This is a genomic window from Shewanella sp. W3-18-1, assembly GCF_000015185.1.
Lineage (GTDB): Bacteria > Pseudomonadota > Gammaproteobacteria > Enterobacterales > Shewanellaceae > Shewanella > Shewanella putrefaciens.
Genome location: NC_008750.1, coordinates 2,097,991 through 2,121,554 on the forward strand (window position 1 = coordinate 2,097,991; position 23,564 = coordinate 2,121,554).

Annotated in this window: 20 protein-coding genes; 5 read left to right on the top strand and 15 right to left on the bottom strand. The window is 47.5% G+C overall.

The window, feature by feature from the left end; all coding sequences use genetic code 11:
• Positions 1 to 286: 286 nt before the first annotated feature.
• The 13 genes from SPUTW3181_RS09485 to SPUTW3181_RS09545 all read right to left on the bottom strand — a co-directional run bounded on the left by SPUTW3181_RS09485 (position 287) and on the right by SPUTW3181_RS09545 (position 14,976).
• Positions 287 to 652, bottom strand: a complete 366-nt coding sequence (locus SPUTW3181_RS09485) for a YdbL family protein (RefSeq protein ID WP_011789152.1) — start codon at positions 650 to 652, stop codon at positions 287 to 289.
• Positions 653 to 677: 25 nt separating this feature from the next.
• Positions 678 to 896, bottom strand: coding sequence for a YnbE family lipoprotein (locus SPUTW3181_RS09490; protein WP_011789153.1), 219 nt, complete (start codon positions 894 to 896; stop codon positions 678 to 680).
• Between the two features lie 13 nt (positions 897 to 909).
• Positions 910 to 4,122 carry a YdbH domain-containing protein gene (locus SPUTW3181_RS09495; RefSeq protein WP_011789154.1) on the bottom strand — a complete coding sequence of 1,071 codons (3,213 nt, stop codon included), beginning with the start codon at positions 4,120 to 4,122 and terminating at the stop codon, positions 910 to 912.
• Positions 4,123 to 4,412: 290 nt separating this feature from the next.
• Positions 4,413 to 5,600 carry an aromatic amino acid transport family protein gene (locus SPUTW3181_RS09500; RefSeq protein ID WP_011789155.1) on the bottom strand — a complete coding sequence of 396 codons (1,188 nt, stop codon included), beginning with the start codon at positions 5,598 to 5,600 and terminating at the stop codon, positions 4,413 to 4,415.
• 517 nt (positions 5,601 to 6,117) lie between these two features.
• Positions 6,118 to 6,759 (bottom strand): bifunctional phosphoribosyl-AMP cyclohydrolase/phosphoribosyl-ATP diphosphatase HisIE, encoded by a 642-nt coding sequence (hisIE, locus tag SPUTW3181_RS09505; RefSeq protein WP_011789156.1) that lies wholly within the window; start codon positions 6,757 to 6,759, stop codon positions 6,118 to 6,120.
• 89 nt (positions 6,760 to 6,848) lie between these two features.
• On the bottom strand, positions 6,849 to 7,622 hold the full coding sequence (gene hisF, locus SPUTW3181_RS09510) for an imidazole glycerol phosphate synthase subunit HisF (RefSeq protein WP_011789157.1): 774 nt from the start codon (positions 7,620 to 7,622) through the stop codon (positions 6,849 to 6,851).
• Positions 7,604 to 8,341, bottom strand: a complete 738-nt coding sequence (gene hisA, locus SPUTW3181_RS09515; RefSeq protein ID WP_011789158.1) for a 1-(5-phosphoribosyl)-5-[(5-phosphoribosylamino)methylideneamino]imidazole-4-carboxamide isomerase — start codon at positions 8,339 to 8,341, stop codon at positions 7,604 to 7,606. Before hisA ends, hisF begins: the two co-directional genes overlap by 19 nt.
• Before the next feature lie 70 nt (positions 8,342 to 8,411).
• The gene (gene hisH, locus SPUTW3181_RS09520) at positions 8,412 to 9,224 is read right to left on the bottom strand and encodes an imidazole glycerol phosphate synthase subunit HisH (RefSeq protein WP_011789159.1); all 813 of its coding nucleotides are present in this window, start codon (positions 9,222 to 9,224) and stop codon (positions 8,412 to 8,414) included.
• A gap of 31 nt (positions 9,225 to 9,255) precedes the next feature.
• Complete coding sequence (hisB, locus tag SPUTW3181_RS09525; RefSeq protein WP_011789160.1) at positions 9,256 to 10,347, bottom strand: bifunctional histidinol-phosphatase/imidazoleglycerol-phosphate dehydratase HisB; 1,092 nt, start codon at positions 10,345 to 10,347, stop codon at positions 9,256 to 9,258.
• 29 nt (positions 10,348 to 10,376) lie between these two features.
• Positions 10,377 to 11,540: a histidinol-phosphate transaminase gene (gene hisC, locus SPUTW3181_RS09530; RefSeq protein ID WP_011789161.1), complete on the bottom strand. Its 1,164-nt coding sequence runs from the start codon at positions 11,538 to 11,540 to the stop codon at positions 10,377 to 10,379.
• Positions 11,541 to 11,600: 60 nt separating this feature from the next.
• Positions 11,601 to 12,923 carry a histidinol dehydrogenase gene (gene hisD / locus SPUTW3181_RS09535; RefSeq protein WP_011789162.1) on the bottom strand — a complete coding sequence of 441 codons (1,323 nt, stop codon included), beginning with the start codon at positions 12,921 to 12,923 and terminating at the stop codon, positions 11,601 to 11,603.
• Positions 12,924 to 12,926: 3 nt separating this feature from the next.
• A complete protein-coding gene (gene hisG / locus SPUTW3181_RS09540) occupies positions 12,927 to 13,826 on the bottom strand; it encodes an ATP phosphoribosyltransferase (protein ID WP_041408375.1) in 900 nt (299 codons plus the stop codon).
• A gap of 502 nt (positions 13,827 to 14,328) precedes the next feature.
• On the bottom strand, positions 14,329 to 14,976 hold the full coding sequence (locus tag SPUTW3181_RS09545) for a DUF938 domain-containing protein (RefSeq protein WP_011789164.1): 648 nt from the start codon (positions 14,974 to 14,976) through the stop codon (positions 14,329 to 14,331).
• Between the two features lie 505 nt (positions 14,977 to 15,481).
• Between SPUTW3181_RS09545 and SPUTW3181_RS09550 the strand changes: the two genes are divergently transcribed.
• A complete protein-coding gene (locus SPUTW3181_RS09550; RefSeq protein WP_011789165.1) occupies positions 15,482 to 16,771 on the top strand; it encodes an NAD(P)/FAD-dependent oxidoreductase in 1,290 nt (429 codons plus the stop codon).
• Between the two features lie 52 nt (positions 16,772 to 16,823).
• On the opposite strand, the gene SPUTW3181_RS09555 is transcribed toward SPUTW3181_RS09550, so the two are convergent.
• On the bottom strand, positions 16,824 to 17,702 hold the full coding sequence (locus SPUTW3181_RS09555) for a LysR family transcriptional regulator (RefSeq protein ID WP_011789166.1): 879 nt from the start codon (positions 17,700 to 17,702) through the stop codon (positions 16,824 to 16,826).
• Between the two features lie 175 nt (positions 17,703 to 17,877).
• On the opposite strand from SPUTW3181_RS09555, the gene SPUTW3181_RS09560 reads away from it, so the two are divergent.
• Positions 17,878 to 19,017 (top strand): S-(hydroxymethyl)glutathione dehydrogenase/class III alcohol dehydrogenase, encoded by a 1,140-nt coding sequence (locus SPUTW3181_RS09560; RefSeq protein ID WP_011789167.1) that lies wholly within the window; start codon positions 17,878 to 17,880, stop codon positions 19,015 to 19,017.
• 165 nt (positions 19,018 to 19,182) lie between these two features.
• The gene (gene fghA / locus SPUTW3181_RS09565; RefSeq protein ID WP_011789168.1) at positions 19,183 to 20,025 is read left to right on the top strand and encodes an S-formylglutathione hydrolase; all 843 of its coding nucleotides are present in this window, start codon (positions 19,183 to 19,185) and stop codon (positions 20,023 to 20,025) included.
• Between the two features lie 118 nt (positions 20,026 to 20,143).
• Here the strand turns inward: fghA and SPUTW3181_RS09570 are convergent, their stop codons facing one another.
• The gene (locus tag SPUTW3181_RS09570; RefSeq protein WP_011789169.1) at positions 20,144 to 21,520 is read right to left on the bottom strand and encodes an L-serine ammonia-lyase; all 1,377 of its coding nucleotides are present in this window, start codon (positions 21,518 to 21,520) and stop codon (positions 20,144 to 20,146) included.
• A gap of 389 nt (positions 21,521 to 21,909) precedes the next feature.
• Between SPUTW3181_RS09570 and nagZ the strand changes: the two genes are divergently transcribed.
• Positions 21,910 to 22,938, top strand: coding sequence for a beta-N-acetylhexosaminidase (gene nagZ / locus SPUTW3181_RS09575; protein ID WP_011789170.1), 1,029 nt, complete (start codon positions 21,910 to 21,912; stop codon positions 22,936 to 22,938).
• A gap of 75 nt (positions 22,939 to 23,013) precedes the next feature.
• The gene (gene ycfP / locus SPUTW3181_RS09580; RefSeq protein WP_014610477.1) at positions 23,014 to 23,553 is read left to right on the top strand and encodes an alpha/beta hydrolase YcfP; all 540 of its coding nucleotides are present in this window, start codon (positions 23,014 to 23,016) and stop codon (positions 23,551 to 23,553) included.
• Positions 23,554 to 23,564 lie beyond the last annotated feature (11 nt).

The window sequence follows — 23,564 nt, forward strand, 5'->3', positions numbered from 1 at the left end:
ATTCTGCGCCAAGTTAATTAGGCTGTTTATCAGTCTGTATTCGCCCCATGATCCCTCGGGGTGCTTTTGTGTGAGAAGTTCTACGGTAGAAGTGAGTCGATATCAGGCACTGGCTTTGCCAGCTTTTTCATGTATTTGAGCTGGTAGTTGAAAGTAAATTGAGGCATTCATTGTAAGGCAATAACATCGTTGCCAGTTAATCATATATCCCTCTAACGACAAATCCACCCATAAAAACGCCTGCTATTGCAGGCGTTGTTTTATACACTAGAGCGCTTAAATAGGGCTACTTTTTAATCCACTTCCCGCTGGCATCTTGCACATAGTTGCCTTTATCTGTGGCGGCGATGGCTTTCTCACCGGCCAGTTTAGCGACATCGGCGGCGGAGATATTGTTCTTTTTCGCGATGGTTTCGTAGTGGGCGCGGCGTTTGTTATTGACATCGTCCATAACGGCTTTGGCTTCGGGATTGGCTTGCACTAATCCTAAGTAGCCGTTGGCTTGTTCGCCGAGAAAGCCTTGAGATTTGGCTTCTTGAAGTGACATGGCAAAGGCACTTTGGCTTAAGAGGCTAAGGCTTAAGAAGCAGAGAGTGAATAGCTGTAGTAACTTTGTTTTTAGTCGCTTTGTTTTTAATGGCATTGATTTCATGGTAGTTCCTCAATTCTTGTGTAATTTAGAACAGCTTCTCATCAGATAGGAGTTGATCTAACTCTTTATCTACTTTGATTTTTATCTCGTGTTCAATTTTTACATTGAGATTGATAACGATAGGTTTATCCGGTGGCTCTATTTTGACTGTGGGCGCGCAGCCCTGCAATGTGGCGAGTGCGATTAAAGCGATGAGAGCGCTTCGAGCACTAATGCTAACTTGCTGTAATTGAAATGTTTTCACTGAGATTTCCTTGTTACTTCACTGATTTTTCGATTCTGTCCTGTAAATCATTACCAATTTGCAGACTTCTAAATAATTGCAGCATGTTCTCTTCATGGGAGTAATTCAAGTGAATTGGCCGTTCAACCCCTTGGCTACGTCCTTTGACTTCGACAATTAGGGTTGCATCACCTTCTTGATCCATATCAAAGCTACTCGATAATTGACTGTATTGTAAGTGCTCTAGGGTAGAAAAGACAAAGTCGAGATAGGGTTGGGATTGACGCATGCCGTCCACCGCAGGATTGCCTGAAATCGCGATAAGTCCTCCGGGCGCCCTTGCGGCAAGTTGCCCACCCGAGATGGAGACTTTGCCATCAACTAAATCAACAGGTAATACACCGTCGAATATACCGTCGGCATAGACGCCAATTTGTGGTTGAATTCGTAATACTTCCTCTAGACTCATGCCTTGCAATAGCAGATAGGCATGTGATTTCTCTTGTAATTTAAGGGTAAATTCTGGCAGTAAAAACTGACCATTGAGCACTTTACCTTTAGCTGTCATAGATACATCGGTATCGCTTAAGCCCGTCAGTTGTTGTATCCAATTCTCGGGCAGTTTTTCAGCATCTTTACTAAGGGCAATATCGGCTTCTACTTCGATATCGGTGAGCGGAAAGCCAGGGTCGAACAGGGTAAATGTCATCAGCGTTTGTGGACAATTGAGTTTACTTAGACTGCTAAAATAGCCTTTATCCTGCGGCTTTTTATGAGAGAGGCCCCAAGTGAACTCACATTGTGCCTGCAGTTTTCCGCCTTCAAAGGTGGTGTCTTTGTAAAAACCTTCAAGATTTGTCATCAATTGAGTAATTTGCATGGCAAATTGAGTCTGATCACGCTGCTGTGTCAGATTAAACTGCGCCTGTAATTGATTATTGCCCGTAACATTAAGCTCAGCAGGTAAAGGCTGGGTTTGATTGAGCAAGGACAGTGCCTCGGTCATGCTCGTATCGACAACCCATTGACCAGTCAATGCGAGTGGTTTGTTTGCTGTGGCGAGGTTTAATTGATGATGGCTTTGTAGTTTAACGGTGCCAACCTGCCAGTTTTCTTCACCTAGCAGTGTACCTTGTTGCCAATCTACATCTTGTTTAAGGGTTAATGTATCGAGCTTTAATACTGTTTCTTTGCGGCTTCGACCTCTGCTACTGAGCTGTTTTTCAATATGAAGCTGACTGGCCTGCCACTCGAGTCGATTCTGCCAAGGGGAGGCGAGTAGTGAGTCGAGTGGGGTTTCAATCTCGGGCCTTAGCGTAAATAACATGGAGTTTTGTAAGGCAATTGAGAAATGGCCCGTGTTCACGTCAGTTTTACTGACGATACCCGAGTGTATGGCTTCATTGGACTCGGTTTCTGCTGGTGCGGCCTCTATAGTTTGTATGGTTTGCGAAAGATGCAGTTGCTCAAGTGCTAAGGTTAAAGGCGGTAGGGTGACTGTTAACCCGTCTGTGGTATTTGTATTTACCTTAAGTGGCGCAAGGCCATTAATGGCGATATTGCCAAGGCTTATATCAGCATGCTTAGTCCGATTTTTATCTTGCGTGTTGATCTGCTTAAGTTCACCCATGACAAACTGCAATGTGCTGTTTTTCGTTTGTGTTGTTGACCTAGCAGTCCCGATAGGCTCAGTAATGAATTGCCAGTCAGTTGAGTTGGGTGTTGTTGCAAAGTGAAATTTCCCTGCGGTTGTTAACTGGCTGTGGCTCCAACTGAGATCCAGCGGTACATTTGCCCACAATTGGGATAATTGTAATGGGCTGGTTTGATTTATCTCTAGGTGCCAATCCGAGTTAAAAGACAGAGCATCGGCGGACTGGACCACTTCAACATTGGCTAAATCGATTTGCGCATCGAGCTTACTGCCTAATGTTGTTAGTTGAATTCGGGGAAGATTAAATATAAACGGCTTATCCGCACTAGGCTTTGCGTGTGTATCTTGCTGTATGTGAGTCAGCGGATAATGCAGGGTTTCAGGCAATGTCAGCGATAATCCCACTGGTGTATCTGTGCTTTTAAGCCCAGATAGCAGCTTAGTTATTTGACCAGTTACTTGGTTTGCAACTTGATCTGGCGCTTGCTCAGAGTCGGGCTTGGTTGTCGGTGGAGACGAAGGCTGAGTTAAAGGATTAGCCAGCGACGCATCGAGTAGCTGCATTAATCGCTGTTGCTGCATTACATTGGGATTTACCGCTAAGGTAAAGGGCTCAAGGCTGAGGTCAAGCTCTGCTAAATGTCCGGTAATGTTAAATGCTAACTTAGGTTTTGGCACAAGCTCTAGTGCAGCCAGTTGATTAAAGGTCAGCTTTGGATCGATTAATTGATGCTCACTGATAAGTTCGCCTGAGGTTAAAGTGATACTGCTGTTGGACACCAACTGACCTTGTAGCTCAATCGCTAACGCTTGCCATTCATTATCAAGTTCAGTTAACGGACTAAGTACACTGTCTTGCGCTTGCCTCAGGCTGATTTGATGCAAGCTCGCAAGCAGCGGCGCGAGTGCAATTTCGCTCGCAAGTTGCCACTTGTTAGCTTCGAGTGTTGCTTTAAGTTTGGCGATGCTTTCACCTGCATGGCTAAATTCGCTGTTGATTTCCCCCGCGCTGTTGAGGCTCAACTTGTCCATCACCAAACGATAGGCGGGTAAATCATTTTGGGTGTTGAGATGGTGGGCTTTGAGAATTAGGCTGGTTTTACCTATATCAATAAGTGGCAATGATTTGATATCTAGGGTTAAGGCGGGGCCTTGTTCATCGATAGCATTTCGATTAGGTAAAAATAGCGATTGCCCTAACTCGACCTCAATATCACCTGTGGAGATTTGGGTGATTTTTTGAGTGAGGTAAGAGACTTGGCTAAACTGTTTCAGCTCGGCAAAGCTCTGCGGCCAGTCCAGTTTTAGCTGGATATTCAGGTTATTAAGCCTGATATGGCTGTCATGTATCCTAAGGTTAGCAGAGGTAATACGCCAATGTGCTAACTGACTTTTCCCTAACTCAATGTCAATCAGTTCGCTGTCCATGCCTGCGAGGGCAAAATTTGCCGCTTGCATGATGAGTTGTTCAGTCTGGGTATTCACAATCCAAACGGTTAACGCCACACTCGCCAAGATACCCGTTAAGCTGGTCGCCAATAGGGTCTTTTTTAGGGGGAATTTACGGCGATCTGGCTTGTTGTGGATTGGCATTGGGTTCGACTTCTATCCTTATTCACTGAGCCCTGACTAAACTCGTGCCTTAGCTGCGCAAAAATACACTAACCTGTATTTACCTAGATACTTTTATTTTGAAGCTATCGTATCACACACGAGCATCAGAGCGAGTTTAACACTCAAGAACCTAGCTGACTAATGTGAAAGGATCATTGAATAGACAAAAGCCTGCTGTCAATAGTTGAGGTTTTACAGGCTCTTGTACCTAATCTTTTATTCGGGCTAGCTAACTTTTGGTTAACTCACTCTTGGTGAGTGAATTGCGGCTAGCTAAATATCTGGGCGGCGATCACCACAATTCCGCAAAGTGTGGCGAGCATTAAGGCAAACTTGCCGCCCGCGACCCGATATCCCGTCGGCATATTGGCCGCATCCCTTGTCTGGCGCTGTGTCCACACCATGGCCACAGGTAAAAAGATGGCGAGGATCACCAGCGCAATCGCCGCGTAACCCAGCGCTGTGATAAAACCTTGGGGGTAGAAGAGGGCAAAACCTAAGGGTGGTAAAAAGGTGATAGCCGCGGTTAAGCTGCGACCTGTTGCATTATCTTCTTGCCTTAAGCTTGAGGCCATAAAATCGAACAGGCCTAAACTTACCCCTAAAAACGAGGTCGCAAGGGCGAGGTCGGCAAACAGACTAATAGCGCTACTTAAGTATTCACTGTGCAGCACGCTCGCCAGTCGATTGATAAAGCTCGATAAACTCTGGTTTTCGAGCAATTGACTTTGGTTCAATACGCCTTGACTGCCTAGTTGCCACAAAAGGTAAATCACTAATGGCAAAGCCGAGCCAAACAGCATGATCCTGCGCAGGGCTTTGACCTCAACGCCTAAGTAGCGCACCACAGAGGGAATAGAACCGTGAAATCCAAAGGAAGTAAAAATCACCGGAATAGCTGAGATAATCAGGCCTTGGTTGAGCGGGAGTTCGAGCAAATGTGGGCTTTCAACCTGCGGCAGTAATAAGGCTAACATAAGCAATAATGCCAATAGCTTAAGGGCAAATAAACCGCGATTGATGAGATCCACACAGTGGGTTCCCATGCCCACAATGGCGCCAACCAGCAAGGTGAATAGGATTGCACCCGCCTGCGGTGGCAAATTTAGTCCTAGCCAAGTGCTCAGTTTTTGGTTCACTTGCTCGCCGCCGCCAGCAATGTAGGCGGCGCAGAGGGCGTACAGTAAAAACATCAAGGCGCTATTGGCGATCAACTGGCCCTTACGACCCAATAAGCGCTGCGCTAAGTGATTAAGACTGGCATCGCTGGGGGCGAATTGGTGGATCTCCACCATTAGCAGCGCCGTGTAGGCCATCAGCGCCCATAGGATGAGCATAATGGCGGAGGAAGTGCCAAAGCCAAGTCCAGCCGATGCGATAGGCAAAGCCAACATGCCCGCGCCGATTGTGGTGCCGGCGATAAGCAGCAAGCTGCCGAAAATTTTATTCTGTGTCATAACATGATCTCAAAAGCGTGTTGCAAGAAAAAGAGATAAAGACTTGATCCTAAAGCAACTGTCTTAAAGGATTTTGATGCGATTCAAGCACAAAATGATTTAAGCAAATGAGACAGTGGCGCTCAGCGGATCCGAAAGGATATGGCCACAATGGAAGGTCAGGCGAGGTGCCTATCTATGCCATTGCGGCTACAGATAGGGAGTATAAAATGCTGTGAAACACATAAAACTTGCCTTAGCGTGTGTTGAGTAAAAACGGATAAGTGTTTTGATGCTTTGCCTTAATAACCTAACGGCAACGGAGGTTACCATAGGGAACTGAAGTGTACTTGTCAACCATTACAACAGTATTTTGATTATTTTTTGTCACAGGATTAAGGCGCAAGATATTCATTGTTTACATTGCGGCAATGGCACTTGAGGGAATCGCGCAATAAAAAATGCCGCCGACTTGATTTAAGCGGGCGGCATTTTTAGCGGTAAAATCGATAGCAATACATCAGGAACAGTAAGCAGATTATGCTTTACTCCGTAGCGCCTTTTCATGTCTTGCCAGCAAGTTTGCTGTGATGTCACTGAGGCTTAAGTGTTGATCTTCAAGCAATACTAGCAAGTGATAGATAAGATCTGAGGCTTCGTTAACCAGCTCTTCCTTATCGTGGGTCGCGGCGGCAAGGGCGGTTTCAAGACCTTCTTCCCCGACCTTTTGGGCGATACGTTTTGTGCCGCGCGCAAATAAAGACGCCGTGTAACTGGAATCGGCACTTTGCCCTTTACGTGAGGTGATTAAGCTCGCGAGGTTGTTCAAGAAAGGGTGCGCATTATCATCTAACCAGCAACTTTCGGTGCCTTTGTGGCAGGTTGGGCCGTTGGGGATCACTTGCACTAACAGGCTGTCGTTGTCGCAGTCTTTATCGATAGCGACCAATCTTAGCGTATTGCCAGAGGTTTCACCCTTGGTCCATAAGCGCTGTTTTGAACGGCTGAAAAAGGTGACATCACCTGTGCTCAAGGTTTTTTCCAGCGCGGCTTTATCCATATAACCGAGCATTAATACCTTGCCCGATAAATGGTTTTGGATAACGGCAGGAATAAGCCCATCCTGTTTATTCCAATCCAGCTCGCTAAAATCCGACTTAGTGTTTGTTTGCGTTGACATAGTATTCACTCTTAATCTGTTTGTAGAACCTAGAACCTAGAACCTAGAACCTAGAACCTAGAACCTAGAACCTAGAACCTAGAACCGCTCTAGCGTCTAATCGCGATCCCTTCGGCCGCTAAATAGGCTTTTAATTCACCAATGTTGATAATCGCCTTGTGGAATACGCTCGCCGCCAGCGCCGCATCGACCTTAGCTTCAATAAATACATCGCGAAAATGCGCCATAGTTCCAGCGCCGCCTGAGGCAATTAACGGCACGTCGCAGATGGCACGAACAAGGCTTAACTGCTTGATATCATAGCCGCCGCGTACGCCGTCTTGGTTCATCACATTGAGCACGATTTCACCACAACCCCGTTTTTGTACTTCTTCAACCCAGTCTTGGGTAAACCACTGCGTGTCCTTAGTCGCCGCTTCATCGCCGGTAAATTGCTTTACTTTATAGCTGTTGCTGGAGGCATCGAAAAAGGAGTCGATACCAATCACGATACATTGGCGGCCAAACTCGTCCTGCAGGCGTGAGATCAAACTCGGATCGGTTAAGGCGGGCGAGTTAATCGAAATCTTATCCGCACCAAAGGCTAATAATTCACGGGCTTGGCTAATGGTTTTAATGCCACCTGCCACACAGAAGGGAATATCAATCTGCTCCGCCACGCGGCTCACCCAAGATTTATCGACCACACGTTCATGGGCACTGGCGGTAATGTCATAAAACACTAGTTCATCGGCGCCTTCTTCGGCATAACGCGCGGCTAAGGGGACGATATCGCCGACAATTTCGTGGTTACGAAACTGCACGCCTTTCACTACTTTACCGTCTTTTACATCTAAACAGGGGACTAGTCGTTTGGCCAGCATTGGATTGCCTCCGCCACGTTAAACTGATTGATAAGCAAGGCTTTACCGATAATGATGCCCGCAGCGCCGCTGTCTCGCACGGCGGCAACATCCTCAAGAGTCGCAATACCGCCGGAGGCTTGCCAAGCGATGTTTGGGAAGCTTGCTGCAATTTCTTGATAAAGCGCGGTATTGGCGCCCGTTAAGGTGCCATCACGGCTAATGTCAGTCACTAGCGCGTGCTTTAAGCCGACAGCGCTAAAGGTTTCTACAAGGGATTCTAAACTCTTACCGCCGCCACTTTGCCAACCGGATACGGCGACCATTTTCTCGCCGCTCTGGTTGATATTGACATCGAGTGCGAGGCAAATCGCTTCGCTGCCGTATTTGATAAACCATTGTTTGACTAACTCAGGTTCTTTCACCGCCAGTGAGCCAATTACCACTCGTTTTACACCGATAGCTAATAATTCAGTGACTTGTTCTTCAGTACGAATACCGCCACCCACTTGAATATTGGCGTTTAGTCCCGCCACTAATTCACTGATAAGGCGAGTTTGGCGTTTCGCGGGATCTTTCGCGCCCGTTAAATCAACGATATGCAACCATTTCGCACCTCGTGCCTCGTAGGATTGCAATTGCGCCAAAGGACTTAAATCAAAGGTGGTCTGCTGACCGTAATCGCCTTGATAAAGGCGGACGACATTGCCATCAATTAAATCAATCGCAGGAATAATCATAAGCTTAAATCCTCGATTGACTTATTTATAAGTGATTCATTAATAACTTCTTTTGTATTGAGTAATTTATTCATTGGTCAGCCTTTTTTACACCCGCTTGGCCATCAGCAGAGTTGCTTTGCAGCGCTTCGTTCATCAGAGCTTCGTTCATCTGTAACTCATCCATCTGTAAAAAGTTACGCAGAATTTGCGCGCCCACGGCGGCACTTTTTTCTGGGTGGAACTGCACGCCCATAAAGTTGCCTTTGCCGATGGCGGCGCTAAAGCCTTCACCATAGGAACATTGGGCTAAGGTAAATTCACTCAACGGCGCGCGGTAACTGTGGACGAAATACACATAACTGCCATCTTCAATGCCCGCAAATAGCGGGTGAACATTAGGGTTTTTGGCTCCTTGTGAGTTTGTCGTTAGCTTAAGTTGATTCCAGCCCATATGCGGTAAAGGTAAGCCTTCAGCTTTGAGTAACTCAGTATCTAATTCGCTAATGTCGGTTGGGATTATGCCTAAGCATTTGCAGTCTTGACCTTTGCCGCCGCGCTCCTTAGAAATTGCCGCCAACATTTGCATGCCAAGGCACACGCCCAGCACAGGTTGGGTCAGGTCTTGAATGAGTTCGACCAAGCCTTTTTCATGCAAGGATGCCATGGCGGCTCCCGCCGTACCTACACCTGGCAATACCACGCGTTTTGCCGCTTTGATTTTGGCTTTATCGTCTGTGACCAATACCTTAGCGCCTAAACGCTCAAAGGCAAAACGTACTGAGCTTAAGTTAGCGCAGCCCGTGTCTATGATAACGGTTTCAGCATCTGGCGATTCATTTGCTGTTAATTGCGGGCTAGCTGTTAATTGCTGACCAGCTGTTAATAGAGAGTCTTGTTGCATCCTAACCTCTTAAACGATTTATGCTGATGCCTTAAAGCACGCCTTTGCTCGATGGCAGAATATCGCCTTCGACTTTAACCGCTTGGCGTAGCGCGCGGCCGAGCACTTTAAACAGGGCTTCAACCTTGTGGTGATCGTTATCGCCTTCGGTCGACACATGCAGCGTACAGCGCAGGCCATCGGCAAAGGAGCGGAAGAAGTGCGGCACCATTTCAGTGGCCATTTCGCCCACATGCTCGCGCTCAAAATCGGCCGAGAATTTGATAAAAGGGCGGCCAGAGATATCCAGCAGACATTCGCCCTTGGCTTCGTCCATCGGCAGACTAAAGCCGAAACGGGCAATGCCGCGTTTGTCACCGAGCGCTTGGCGCAGGGCATCCCCTATGGCCAGCGCTGTGTCTTCGATGCTGTGGTGATCGTCGATTTCCAGATCGCCATCGACTTTCACATCCATTCTAAAATTACCGTGGGTGGCAATTTGATCGAGCATGTGGTCGAAAAAGCCAATGCCTGTATCAATTTTACCTTTGATTGAACTGTCGAGATCCACAGTCACGCGAATATCGGTTTCTTTGGTGGTACGTACGACCGTGGCGGTGCGGCCTTTATTGAGCAGTGCATCGGCGATGGCGTTCCAGCCTAAAATGTCGCGTTGATATTTCAGGCTTTTAATGCCCATGGCATTGCCCAGCTCCACATCGGTTTCGCGATCGCCAATCACCGCCGATTGGGTGAAATCGATGCAGCCTTGGGTGAGGTAGTCTTTTACTAGCCCCAGCTTAGGTTTACGGCAGCTGCAATTTTCATCATTAAAGTGCGGGCAAATCACCACATCTTCGAAGTTCACCCCTTGGCTTTTGAGGATTTGCATCATCATATTGTGGGGCGCGTCGAAATCTTCCTGCGGGAAAGACGGTGTGCCAAGGCCGTCTTGATTGCTGACCATGACTAAACGAAACCCTGCCTTTTGCAGACGTAGCAAAGCGGGGATCACCTGTGGCTCGAACACTAATTTCGCTAGACTATCGACCTGTTTGTCGGTGATGGGCTCTTCAATCAAGGTGCCATCGCGGTCGATAAACAGAATTTTTTGTGCAACGTTTGGGATAAATTGTGGGTTCATGGCGCTACCTTAAAATATAGTTCGTTTTATTATTCAACTCGTTGTGACTCAAAAAGGGCGACTAAGCGATCGGTATCCGCCTTTGAACTAAAGCTAAAGCGTATCACTTTGGCAAGCCTTGGGTCCTTGTAGGCGCGGGCGACAACACCACTGCCTTGCAGTAACGCCGCGACCTTGGCGACATCATCAAATTCAGCCAATACGTAGTTGCCATGGGGAGTTAGTACTCTGCCGCCCCATTGTTCACAGTAAAGATTGAGTGCCGCGGCAAGTCTTTTACCCTGTTGATTGAGTTCTTCTACCTGAATTTTCATCCGCGCAACGCCTGCGCTTGATAACGCCTGTGTAGCGACTTCACTCACGGGCAGCGGCACCGGATAGGGCGCAATCACGCGCATAATGATTTCGACCACAGCCTCGTTTGCCAGCATAAAACCACAGCGTGCGCCGGCAAGTGCAAAGGCTTTTGACAGGGTGCGCAGTACCACCAGATTCGGATAGCTTTCCAGCAAATCCGCCACGCTGTATTCGGGGCAAAACTCAATATAGGCTTCATCGATGACCACAAGCGCGTCAGGCAGGGCTTTGATCGCTTGCTCGATAATGGCCTTGTCAATCACAGTGCCGGTCGGATTATTGGGATTGCAGATAAACACCAGTTTTGCGCCGCGAACGTCCTCGGCATAGCTTGACGGCAAGCCATATTCCGCGCTGAGATTTAATGCTTTAACGCCCACGTTAAAGGTGTTCGCGCTGATGGCATACATGCCGTACGTCGGGCCAAAGCAAGCAATGCTGTCGACGCCAGGTATACAAAAGGCACGAATTAATAGTTCAATCGCTTCATCGGCGCCGCGGCTGGCAACTATCTTACTGGCACTCACGCCGCAGTACTCGCTGTAGGCCTTGATAAGCTGCGGCGGTTGACATTCTGGGTAACGATTCAATTTTGATAAATCGAGCGCTGCCGTATCGACATTATTGAAGGGGGATTCGTTGGCATTGATCCAAATATCACCACGACCGCCCAGTCTGCGGGCGCTTTGGTAGGGCGTTAAATCCAGTAACTCGGGGCGCGCTAGTCGCTCGGCTAAATTTAGCGGCGCCGATTGCGCTAACGTTGATGATGCTAACTTTGATGCCGTTAATACTGTGGGTTCTGCTGTCTTTTCCATGCTGCTTACTTGGCTCATTTTCTTCACTCAGCTCTATTTTTATAAACTTAAGGGCTAATCACTTAAGATCTAGGCGGGTCATTTCTCTAGGCTAGCTAGACGAATGGCGACGGCATTTTTGTGCGCATCGAGCAATTCGTTACTGGCTAACGTCATGACCGCTTGCCCCAATCCGATTAAGCCTTTCGCGCTGAGTTCCTGCACGGTAAAGCGGCGGCTAAAGTCGGCTAATGACAGACTCGACACGGCGCGGCTGTAACCGTAAGTTGGTAGCACGTGGTTGGTACCACTGGCATAATCACCAACAGATTCAGGTGTATAAGCGCCTAAAAATACCGAGCCCGCCGCGCGAATGTTTTTTAGCACCTCACGGGGAAAGCGCGTTTGAATGATCAAGTGCTCAGGCCCATATTGATTCGAAACCTGCGCGGCTTGCATCATATCGTCCACAACAAAAGTGCGACTGCTTAGTAGTGCCGTTGCCGCGATATCACAACGCGGCAGGGCGGCAAGTTGTCTTGCCATCGCCTCATTCACACCATTGGCGATAGCTTGCGAATCTGTCACTAAGATCACTTGTGAATCAGGGCCGTGCTCCGCTTGTGAAAGCAAATCGGCGGCAATAAATTCGCAATTGGCATCGCTATCGGCAATCACTAACACTTCAGAAGGACCAGCTGGCATATCTATACACACAGTGCAGCGACTATCCTGTGACACTAAGCGTTTAGCTTCTGTCACGTAGCGATTACCTGGGCCAAAAATCTTATCAACCGCCGGAATCGTTTCTGTGCCAAAGGCCAGTGCCGCAATGGCCTGCGCGCCGCCCACTTGATAAATTTCAGTGATCCCACAGGCATTGGCGGCATAGATAATGGCATCGTTGATGGGCGGTGGGCTGACCAATACTCTTTGTTCGCAGCCTGCAATTTTGGCGGGCAGGGCAAGCATCATCACGGTCGAGATTAATGGCGCGCTGCCACCGGGGATATATAAACCCACTTTTTCAATCGGTTCGTTACGTAGCTCGCAGCGCACTCCCGCCTCGGTTTCCATATCAATCGGGCGAAATTGCTGGGCGCTGTGAAACACGTCTATGTTCGCCATGGCTTTGGCTATTGCCGCTTTTAGCTCAGGCGATACTCGTGCACTTGCCGCAGTTATTTCGGCTTCGCCCATGCGCAGCTCACCACTACCTTGTCCATTTAAATCTTTGGTCGCGCTATTGAAGCCATCAAACTTTTGATTAAATTCGGCAATGGCGGCATCCCCCCGCGTTGCCACCGCATCGAGAATGGCGCGAACGCTTTGCTCTAAGCCGCTGTCACCAATTAAAGGCGAGCGTTTCAGCGCCGTTTTTTGCTCGGCGATTGATAAGGTTGACCAAGTTAGGATTTCCATACATTACCCCATCATTTTTTCGATTGGCATTACCAGAATCGAGCTGGCACCGAGTGCGGTCAACTGTTCCATGGTATCCCAGAACAAATCTTCGGTACTGACGGCGTGGATAGCAACGCGATTAGTATCATCATTTAATGGCAATACGGTTGGGTTTTCGGCGCCGGGCAGCAGGGCGACGATTTGATCTAAGGTTTCTGTTGGCGCATGCAGCAGGATGTATTTGCTCTCGCGCGCGCGGATAACGCCATTGACGCGGGATAGAATTTTATCGATGAGTGCTTGTTTAGTCGGCGATTGGGTTTGGGTCGATTGAATGATGCAGGCCATAGAGCGGTAAATCACTTCGGTTTCGTATAAACCGTTGGCCTCTAAGGTGGCGCCCGTCGATACGAGATCACAAATCCCATCGGCAAGGCCGGCACGCGGGGCGACTTCAACCGAGCCTTTTAACATACAGTCGCGATAAGTTATGCCTTTTTGTTGCATAAAACGGCGCAGCAGGTTCGGGTAAGAAGTGGCGATGCGTAATCCTTCTAACGAGGAGGCATCGGCGTAACTGAATTCTGTTGGTACGGCTAACGAGAGGCGACACGAACCGAAATCTAACTGACGCAGTTTGAGGCAATCCGCGGGTTTATTCAGTGTTTGACGCTCGATTTGTTCCTCTTCGAGCACGTTTTCACCTATGATCCCCATATCGACCACGCCGTCCATCACCAATCCTGGGATATCGTCATCACGAACGCGCAGTAAATCGATAGGCATATTGTCAGCGTGAGCGATAAGGCGTTGTTCATTAATGGAAAATTTAACACCACAGCTTTTTAGCAGTTGCTGAGAGTCAGTTGAAAGACGGCCAGATTTTTGGATGGCGATGCGTAAACGGTTCGATTCAGTCATAGTGTTATCTCGCTCAAAAGTATCAAAATTAAAAGATTCAAAATTAGTGCCTAAATGCAAAAACCCCCGGAATTCCTTCCAGGGGTTTTTGATCATCTTGAATCAGTCCGCCAGAAGGATATAGTCCTCCGGCAGTGAGCGTCCGAAGGCTACCGCATATGGTGGTGATGGTGGATAGCGTTCAGTAGTGGGCTCATTTTACTCTCTCGGTCTTTGTTCGTTATTTGTTTATATTTATCGCTTAACCGTTCTAATTACAGTGAAGCGTTTAATTCGTTGCTACGGGTGTCTATCCGTATAAGTGGATTTAAACTAACCGCTTTTATGAGCCTTTGCAACAGCCAATTTGAATTAAATGAGAATATTTATGCGTTTTTGTGGTGAATACGGAAAACGTGATGATAGTTAACTTATGCTCTTGAGGTGTTGGTGCTACGTTAATTTAGTGTTATCTGCATCGTCGTTAATTCTATTAGGCTTTTGGGTGAAGAGAGATAACCCGTTACACTTTGACAAAATGCAGTAGTCGATTATTGGCTGGCATAGCCACATCTTGCTTCAGCGTTAGGCCTTGCTCGCTGGCTAAACTGCAAATCCATTCAATATCACGAATGCCGCTGGCGGGATCGCGCTGTTTTAAAAAGGCATCAAACTGGCGATTGCTGTCACTGCTAAATTCGCCTTGGTAGTTAAAGGGGCCGTAAATGCACAGGGTCTTGAGTTGGGGGAGATACAGACCAAGGCCAGTAAAAAACGCTTCAACCATATTTTTGCTCATAATATGCAAAGTGTTTGCAGTAAATACGCCATCAATATCAGGTGTTAATCCCTCCACTGGCCATGGCACAGTGACATCAAGGGTAAGTGGTAAGCGTAGGTTTGCCGCTGCATTGGGTCGCTTGCCTTCATGCATACACCTTGCGGTAATGACCTCAATATATTCAGCCTGATCGCTGGTTTGCCAGATTAAATGGGGAAGATTTGCTGCAAAATACACAGCATGTTGCGCTGTGCCACTGCCGATTTCGAGTACATGTTGGTTGAGTGAGAATGCTTGTGTTAATACCGCTAAAATCGGCGCTTTGTTGTTTTCACATGCTTGGGAAAACGGCAATTGGACAAGTGGCTGGGTAATTGGCATTAGTGGCATAATGGACTCTAGGTTGCTGAGATAAAAAGAGGATGACGCTGCACAAGCCTATCTTAAACCAGCAAAAAGTATAAGGCTTAAAAGATAAAATCAGCCGCGCCTTAACATTCGGAGTCTCTATCTTAGGTAACTTAATCTTAGGTGCCTTAATCTTAGGTACCTTAATTTTAGTGCCTTAATTTTAGGTACCGCCATTTCAGAAGCTTCCATCTCAAGCACCTCCATTTCAGGTTCTTCAAGAAGGAGCCTGCAGCCAGCTCAACTCCCTTTGTCATGTCCTGCAAAAATAGTTATCGCAATTCACTGTTGACCTCGATCTCAACTTAGATATACTCACAAATTCTGAACGCTTGTAAAAAATATAAAACAACGTCGGCATGATGCCGTGTTAAAACGAGTCTCCAAAACAGAGTGTCCAGAAGAACTGAGTGTCCAGAACTAAGACTCAACGCTCACTTTCAGCCATCAACTTTCAACAGTTAACTTTCAACATCAAGGAATGACCATGCCAGCAGAGCGTTGCGCCTCCTACTACAATACCACCATTGACCAAGAGTCAGATTATCCTGCGCTTGAAGGCGACATTCGAGTCGATGTGGCGATTGTCGGTGGCGGTTTTACTGGCGTGGCAACGGCGTTGGAATTATCTGAGAAGGGCTACAAAGTGGCGCTTATTGAGGCCAATAAAATTGCGTGGGGCGCGACCGGACGCAACGGCGGGCAGGTGACGGGCAGTTTGTCCGGCGATGTTGCGATGACAAAGCAGCTGCGCTGTCAAATCGGCAATGAAGCTGAAGATTATGTGTGGAATATGCGTTGGCGCGGCCACGATATAATTAAAAATCGGGTGGCCAAGTACGGCATAGACTGCGATTTAAAGTTTGGTCATATCCAAACCGCTTACCAGCCAAAGCACATGCAAGAGCTTAGGGCTATGCATGATGAGGCGCAGCGCCGCGGCATGGGTGAATTTATGACGCTGGTATCCGCCGATGAAATGCCTGCCTATTTAGGTTCGCCCTTGTATCACGGCGGCTTAGTCAATCGGCGCAATATGCATTTGCACTCAGTTAATTTATGCCTGGGTGAAGCCCGCGCCGCAGCAGGTCTTGGGGCGTTAATCTTTGAACACTCGCCCGTACTTGATATTGAAGAAGGCGATGTGGCGACTGTTGTCACTACCAAGGGAAAAGTGCGCGCCAACAGTGTGCTGATCGCCGGTAATGCTTACCATAAACTCGCCCGTCCAAAACTGCGCGGTATGTTATTTCCGGCGTCCTTAGGCAATTGCGCCACTGCGATTCTGCCCGATGATATCGCTTTGCAAATTAATCCGCAGGATTTAGCCGTGTACGATTGCCGCTTTGTGTTGGATTACTATCGTCTGACCGCAGATAAACGGTTGATGTTCGGCGGTGGCACTAATTACAGCGGCCGCGATCCTAAAAATGTGGCGGCGGAATTACGGCCCGCGATTGAGCGTACGTTTCCACAATTAAAGGGCGTTGATATCGAATTTGCCTGGGCGGGAATGGCAGGAATTGTGATTAACCGTATCCCGCAGCTCGGCAAAGTGTCGCCTAATGTATTCTATTGCCAAGGATATTCTGGGCACGGAGTGGCGACATCGCACATTATGGCCGAGATCATGGCCAATGCGATGGATGGGCAATTACATGAATTTGATTTGTTTGCCGCTATGCGCCATATCCGCATTCCGTTAAATGAATGGTTCGGCAATCAAGCGCTGGCGTTAGGCATGTTGTATTACACTTTGCGGGAAAACTGGCGCTAGTTTGCGCCGTTTTGTCTGCTACCACCTACTAATCAATCTGCTCAAACAGTATTTAATCCTGCTCGGCGAGTTTTTCGGCAAGGTAATCGACCAATACACGGATCTTGGCCGACAGGTGGCGATTTTGCGGATAGAGTGCCCAAATACCTTCTTTGGCTTCGCGGTGAGTGTCAAGGAAGGAGAGTAACCGTCCGGCTTGAATATCTTCTTCAATATAATAATCAGGCAGTTGAACTATCCCTATGCCTTTTAGTGCCGCATCCCTTAATGCGTAGCCGCTGTTACAATTAAGATTGCCGCGGACTTTAATATTGCGCTCGCGGCCATTTTCTACAAAGCGCCAGTAATTATGATTACCGATCAAACAATTGTGCTGGTTAAGCTCAGATAAGGTATGGGGCTGACCGTATTTTTCCACATAGCTTGGTGAGGCGGCGACATAGTGAGTGCGGCTGCTAAGAGGTTTGGCCATCAAACTCGAATCGGCGAGTTTTCCGAGGCGAATGGCCAGATCATAACCGCCTTCAATCAAGTCCAAGGTGCGATTGGTCAAGTCGACGCTAAACTCAACGCTGGGATATTGCACCATAAAATCATTGAGTAACGGCATGATAAATTTCTCGCCATAGGCCACGGGCGCCGTGAGCTTGACTAAGCCTTGGGGTGAGTCCTTTAGGTTTGAGATGGCGCGCTCGGCTTCTTCTAACCCAGTTTGTAATTGGCGGCAATGACGATAATAAATCGTTCCTTCTTCGGTTAACGACACTTTGCGGGTGGTGCGGTAAAAGAGTTTTGTGCCGAGGCGATTTTCTAAGGTGCTCACTTGGCGGCTAACGTGGGCGGTGGAGATATTCAGCCGCTGCGCCGCTAGGGTAAAACTTTCGGCCTCAGCCACCGCGACAAATTCAGAAATGCCGTCCCAGAGATACATTGTTGTTACTCAGTAAAAATGAATTGCTTGAATACTAGATTGTCTCTCGCTGAGAAACAAATACAATCCTCCTATTCAGTAGCATCAGTGCAATGGGCGCAAGAGTTTGCTTGGCCTGAATTGAATTATGATACACCAATGACTTACTCCTATTACCTATTCAAGGGACGTAACAATGTCGAACGAAAAACCGCAGTTTATTAAATCAAAGGCCGCTGTTGCTTGGGGACCAGGACAACCACTTAAGATTGAAGAAGTGGATGTGATGTTACCTAAAGCGGGCGAAGTCTTAGTGCGCATTGTGGCTACAGGCGTGTGTCACACAGATGCGTTTACCCTGAGCGGTGATGATCCAGAAGGGGTATTCCCGGCGATTCTAGGCCACGAAGGCGGCGGTATCGTTGAGCAAGTGGGCGAGGGTGTGACCAGCGTACAAGTGGGCGATCATGTGATCCCACTTTATACCCCAGAGTGCGGCGAATGTAAGTTTTGTCTATCGGGCAAAACTAACTTGTGCCAAAAAATTCGTGCGACCCAAGGTAAAGGCTTAATGCCCGATGGCACCACGCGTTTTTATCTTGATGGCAAGCCTATTTTCCATTACATGGGCTGCTCGACTTTCTCTGAATATACCGTCTTGCCTGAGATCTCATTGGCTAAAGTCAATAAGAGCGCGCCATTAGAAGAAATTTGTCTGTTAGGTTGTGGCGTAACCACAGGCATGGGCGCTGTGATGAACACAGCCAAAGTGGAAGAAGGTGCGACCGTGGCGATTTTCGGCCTCGGCGGTATCGGTTTATCGGCGATTATCGGTGCCACTATGGCAAAAGCCAGTCGCATTATCGCGATTGATATCAACGAATCTAAGTTCGAGTTAGCCAAAAAACTCGGCGCGACCGATTGCATCAACCCAAAATTATTGGATAAGCCCATCCAAGAGGTGATCGTTGAGATGACCGACGGTGGCGTGGATTACTCATTCGAGTGTATCGGCAACGTCAACGTGATGCGCAGCGCCTTAGAGTGTTGTCATAAGGGCTGGGGCGAGTCGGTGATCATAGGTGTTGCCGGTGCTGGACAAGAGATTTCAACCCGTCCATTCCAGCTTGTGACGGGCCGCGTTTGGCGCGGTTCTGCCTTTGGCGGGGTGAAAGGGCGTTCTGAACTGCCACACATCGTTGAGCGTTACTTAGCGGGCGAATTTAAGCTCGATGATTTTATCACCCATACTATGGGGCTTGAGCAAATCAATGAAGCATTCGAGCTGATGCACCAAGGTAAGAGCATCCGCAGCGTGATCCATTGTGATAAATAAGCGGTTTCGCATTGTAAATGGATGCTTCAGCTTGATGTGACAAACCGGCAGACAGGTGCAAATCTGTTTGCTGTGTTGCCAACTGAGCAGACGATCAGCGCCATGACGAATGCTAAGATAAATGCTAAGACAAAACGCTAAAAGATTGAGCTTAAAAGGACTTGTATGACCATAGAAAATATCAGTTGTAACAAGAGTTTCGGCGGTTGGCATAAGCAGTATCGCCATCAATCTCAGGCGCTAAATTGCGAGATGCGCTTTGCGATTTATCTGCCGCCAGAGGCAGTCATTAAGCCAGTGCCTGTGCTGTATTGGCTCTCGGGCCTAACCTGCACCGATGAAAACTTTATGCAGAAGGCGGGCGCCCAGCGCATGGCGGCCGAGCTTGGGATGGCGATAGTTGCCCCCGATACCAGTCCTCGTGGTGATGATGTGCCCGATGCGGCGGATAAAGCCTACGACTTAGGCTTAGGCGCGGGTTTTTACCTCAATGCAACCAAGGCACCCTGGAATCGTCATTACAAAATGTACGATTACATAGTCCATGAGCTGCCAACTTTGATTGAAGCGCATTTCCCTGTCACTACTCAGCGCGCTATCTCCGGCCATTCGATGGGCGGTCATGGTGCTTTGGTGATTGGGTTGAGTAACCCGCACAGATACAGCTCAATTTCGGCTTTTAGCCCGATTTCGAATCCGAGTAATGCACCTTGGGGTATTAAAGCCTTTAGCGAGTACTTAGGTGAAAATCGTGAACATTGGCGCCAGTATGATGCCTGTGAGTTGCTTAAGCTCGCGATTAGCGAAGTGCCAGTACTAATTGACCAAGGTGAAGCTGACAGCTTTTTAGACACCCAATTGATGCCACAATCGCTGGTGGATATCGCCCATGCCAAGGGTTATCCCTTAGATATGCGGATGCAGCCAGGTTACGATCATAGCTATTACTTTATAGCGAGCTTTATTGAAGAGCACCTTAAGTTCCATAGCTTGTACTTTAAGCCATAAATAGCCGATTCGGTAGTCACGTCGATGCGCTAAAACAAAAATGCCGCAACTCACTGAGTTGCGGCATTTTTCATGGTGCGATTTAAGCGATTAACGAGAGTGAACTAACACTCAGCACTTAGCACTCAACAATGTTGACCGCTAAACCACCTTTGGCGGTTTCTTTGTATTTACTGCGCATATCTTTGCCAGTGTCCATCATGGTTTTGATCACTTTATCCAGTGAAACCTTATGGTTACCGTCGCCGCGTAGGGCCATACGAGAAGCGTTAATCGCTTTGATCGCGCCCATGGCATTACGTTCGATACAAGGCACTTGCACTAGGCCGCCCACAGGATCGCAGGTTAAACCTAAGTTATGTTCCATGCCGATTTCAGCCGCGTTTTCAACGTGCTCAACCGTACCGCCCATGATCTCTGTCAGAGCGCCAGCGGCCATAGAACAGGCCACGCCCACTTCACCTTGACAACCGACTTCGGCGCCCGAAATTGAGGCATTTTTCTTGTACAAAATACCAATCGCAGCGGCAGTTAATAGATAACGAGCGCAGACATCGATATCCACTTCTTGTACGAAGGTATCGTAATAGCATAAAACGGCAGGAATAATTCCCGCAGCACCGTTTGTTGGCGCAGTAACAACGCGATCACCTGCGGCATTTTGCTCGTTGACCGACAGGGCGAATAAATCGACCCAATCCATAGCGGTTAATGGATCGACATTGTTACGGCCTTCGGCTTTCAAACGACGGTACAGTGCAGGAGCACGACGACGCAGTTTTAGGCCACCAGGTAAAATGCCTTCCTTCTGATAACCGCGCTCGATACAGGTTTTCATTGTCTGCCAAATATTCCACAGCTTGGCTTTGACTTCCTCTTCAGAGGCTAAACTCAGTTCGTTCGCCATCATCAAAGAAGAAATGCTGAGACCTTGCTCTCCACATAATTTCAGTAAGTGAGCCGCGCTCACAAAATCAAAAGGTGCCGATTCAATTTGTGAGGCTGGTGAGGCATTACGTTGGCTAATTTCATCTTCATCTAGGATAAAGCCGCCACCCACTGAGTAGTAAGTGCGCTCATATATGCATTTATCTTCGCTATAGGCGTATAGGGTCATAGCGTTAGCGTGCGCAGGTAGTGTTTTGCGTCTATGGTAAATGATGCCATTTTCACGGGTAAACTTAACCACTTTGCCACAGTGCAGCGTTAAGGTTTCATCCTTGGAGACGTGTTCTAAAATGCCATCGATACTGTCGGTATCGACGGTTTCAGGATCTTCGCCCATTAAGCCTAAAATCACTGCTTTGCCCGTGCCGTGGCCTTTGCCTGTTTGGCCGAGGGAGCCAAATAGTTCAGCTCTTAGTTCATCCACTTGGGCCATGAGTCCAGAGTCTGCAAGGTTTTGCATAAAAATTTTGCCCGCTTTCATCGGTCCGACAGTATGTGAACTCGACGGGCCAATGCCGATCTTGAACATATCAAATACGCTAATCATGATAGAAGTCCTGTTGTGTCTCGATTTTTATTCTAGTCTGAATGCACTGGATTGCCCGAGGTATGACACCTTAAGTACGCTTATCTTTCTTGCGTAGGTTCAGGCAATCTGCTCGCATCTTCCATGCTAAATCTGCTTGTGTAATACTCTTGCCATCAGTATCCCATAGATTAGCGTGACAATTCACATTAGTTTTTTTGATTTAAAATACTTCGGATAAGCTGAGCTTAACTGTCAAACAGAGCTAGGCTAATTTATGGACAGAATTAAGGGTTTTTATGGTGCTCGTACGGTGAATGGTTCGCTTTTTTCTGATTTTATGTGAACCATGTAGCCACTCTACACTGTGGTTATTTTTTGAGTATTAATGAATATTTTTAGGGATAAGTATGAGTTATTTGATGTTGGATTTGCTGTCTGTAGATGTCAGTGAGGCAGAAGCTGAAATGTTACGCCATCCACAGGTGGGTGGTTTAATTTTATTTTCCCGTAATTTTTCGAGTCGTGATCAGTTAATCCGTCTGGTACAACAGATACGCCAAATTCGCCCAGAAATTCTGATCGCGGTCGATCATGAAGGTGGTCGGGTGCAGCGTTTTCGAGATGGGTTTACTCTTATTCCTGCAATGGGGGATATTTTACCCGCGGCGAAAGGTGATATGACGTTAGCTAAGCGTTGGGCCTGTGAGTTAGGATTTTTAATGGCAATAGAATTGCTGGCCTGTGATATCGATTTAAGCTTTGCACCTGTACTTGATCTTAATGGCATTAGTGAAGTGATCGGTAAACGAAGCTTTAGTGCGGATCCTAGCGAGGTTATCGCACTGGCAGATAGTTTTATTGACGGGATGGCTCAGGCGGGAATGGGCGCAGTAGGTAAACATTTTCCCGGCCATGGCAGTGTGGCGGCGGATTCTCATATTGCCCAGCCTATTGATGAGCGTGATGCGAAGGCCATATTTGCTAAGGATATTTTTCCCTTTAAGGGATTGATTGCTAAGGGGAAATTATCTGGCATTATGCCTGCCCATGTGATTTATTCTAAAGTCGATCCTCATCCAGCGGGATTTTCACATTATTGGCTTAAGCAAGTGTTGCGTCAGGAACTTGGTTTTACTGGGGTGATTTTCTCCGATGATTTAGGGATGAAGGGCGCTGCATTTGCAGGGGATTATCGCGCTCGAGCCCAAGCTGCCCTTGATGCAGGGTGCGATATGATCTTAGTCTGTAATGATAATCCGGGTGTTATGTCGTTGCTTGATGGCTTTAGTTGGCCTGAAAATGCACCGTTACATCCTGCAAGTTTGTTAAAACCCAATGTTAATCAAACTTCACTGGCACTAGAAAATCTGGCTCGTTGGGAAAATGCAAAACAATTGGCGGAACAAATTTGTTTGGCACAAAAGGCAAAAGCTTGATGTAGCGCAAAGTATGAGTTCACTCTTTTGCTAGGGTTAGTTAATTCACTGTTAAAAATGGTTAAAGGCCTTGATATGATTTTCTATCTGCATGGATTTGATGCGACTAGCCCAGGTAACCATGAAAAAATGCGGCAGTTACAATTTATTGACCCTGATGTGCGTTTGTTAAGTTATAGCACCTTGCACCCTAAGCATGACATGCAGCATTTGCTCAAGGAAGTCGCTAAGCAAATGCAGCATACCGACGACCCCGCGCCTTTGATGGTTGGCGTTGGGCTAGGCGCTTATTGGGCCGAACGGATTGGATTTTTAAATGGCTTAAAGTCTGTCTTGATTAATCCTAACTTACACCCTGAAAATAATATGCAGGGCAAGATTGACCGCCCAGAAGAATATGCCGATATTGCGAGTAAGTGTGTTTCTGAATTTAGATTGAAAAATACTCACAGAGCGATGTGTATTTTTTCGGTGAATGATGACGTTTTAGATTGTAAGGCAAACGCCCAAGAATTAAGTGAATATTATGCGATTGAATGGGATGATGTTCAGCCCCACAAATTTCCCCAACTCGCCGCACATCTCCCCAAAATAAAAGCCTTTAAGTTGGCTTGATTTATATCGAT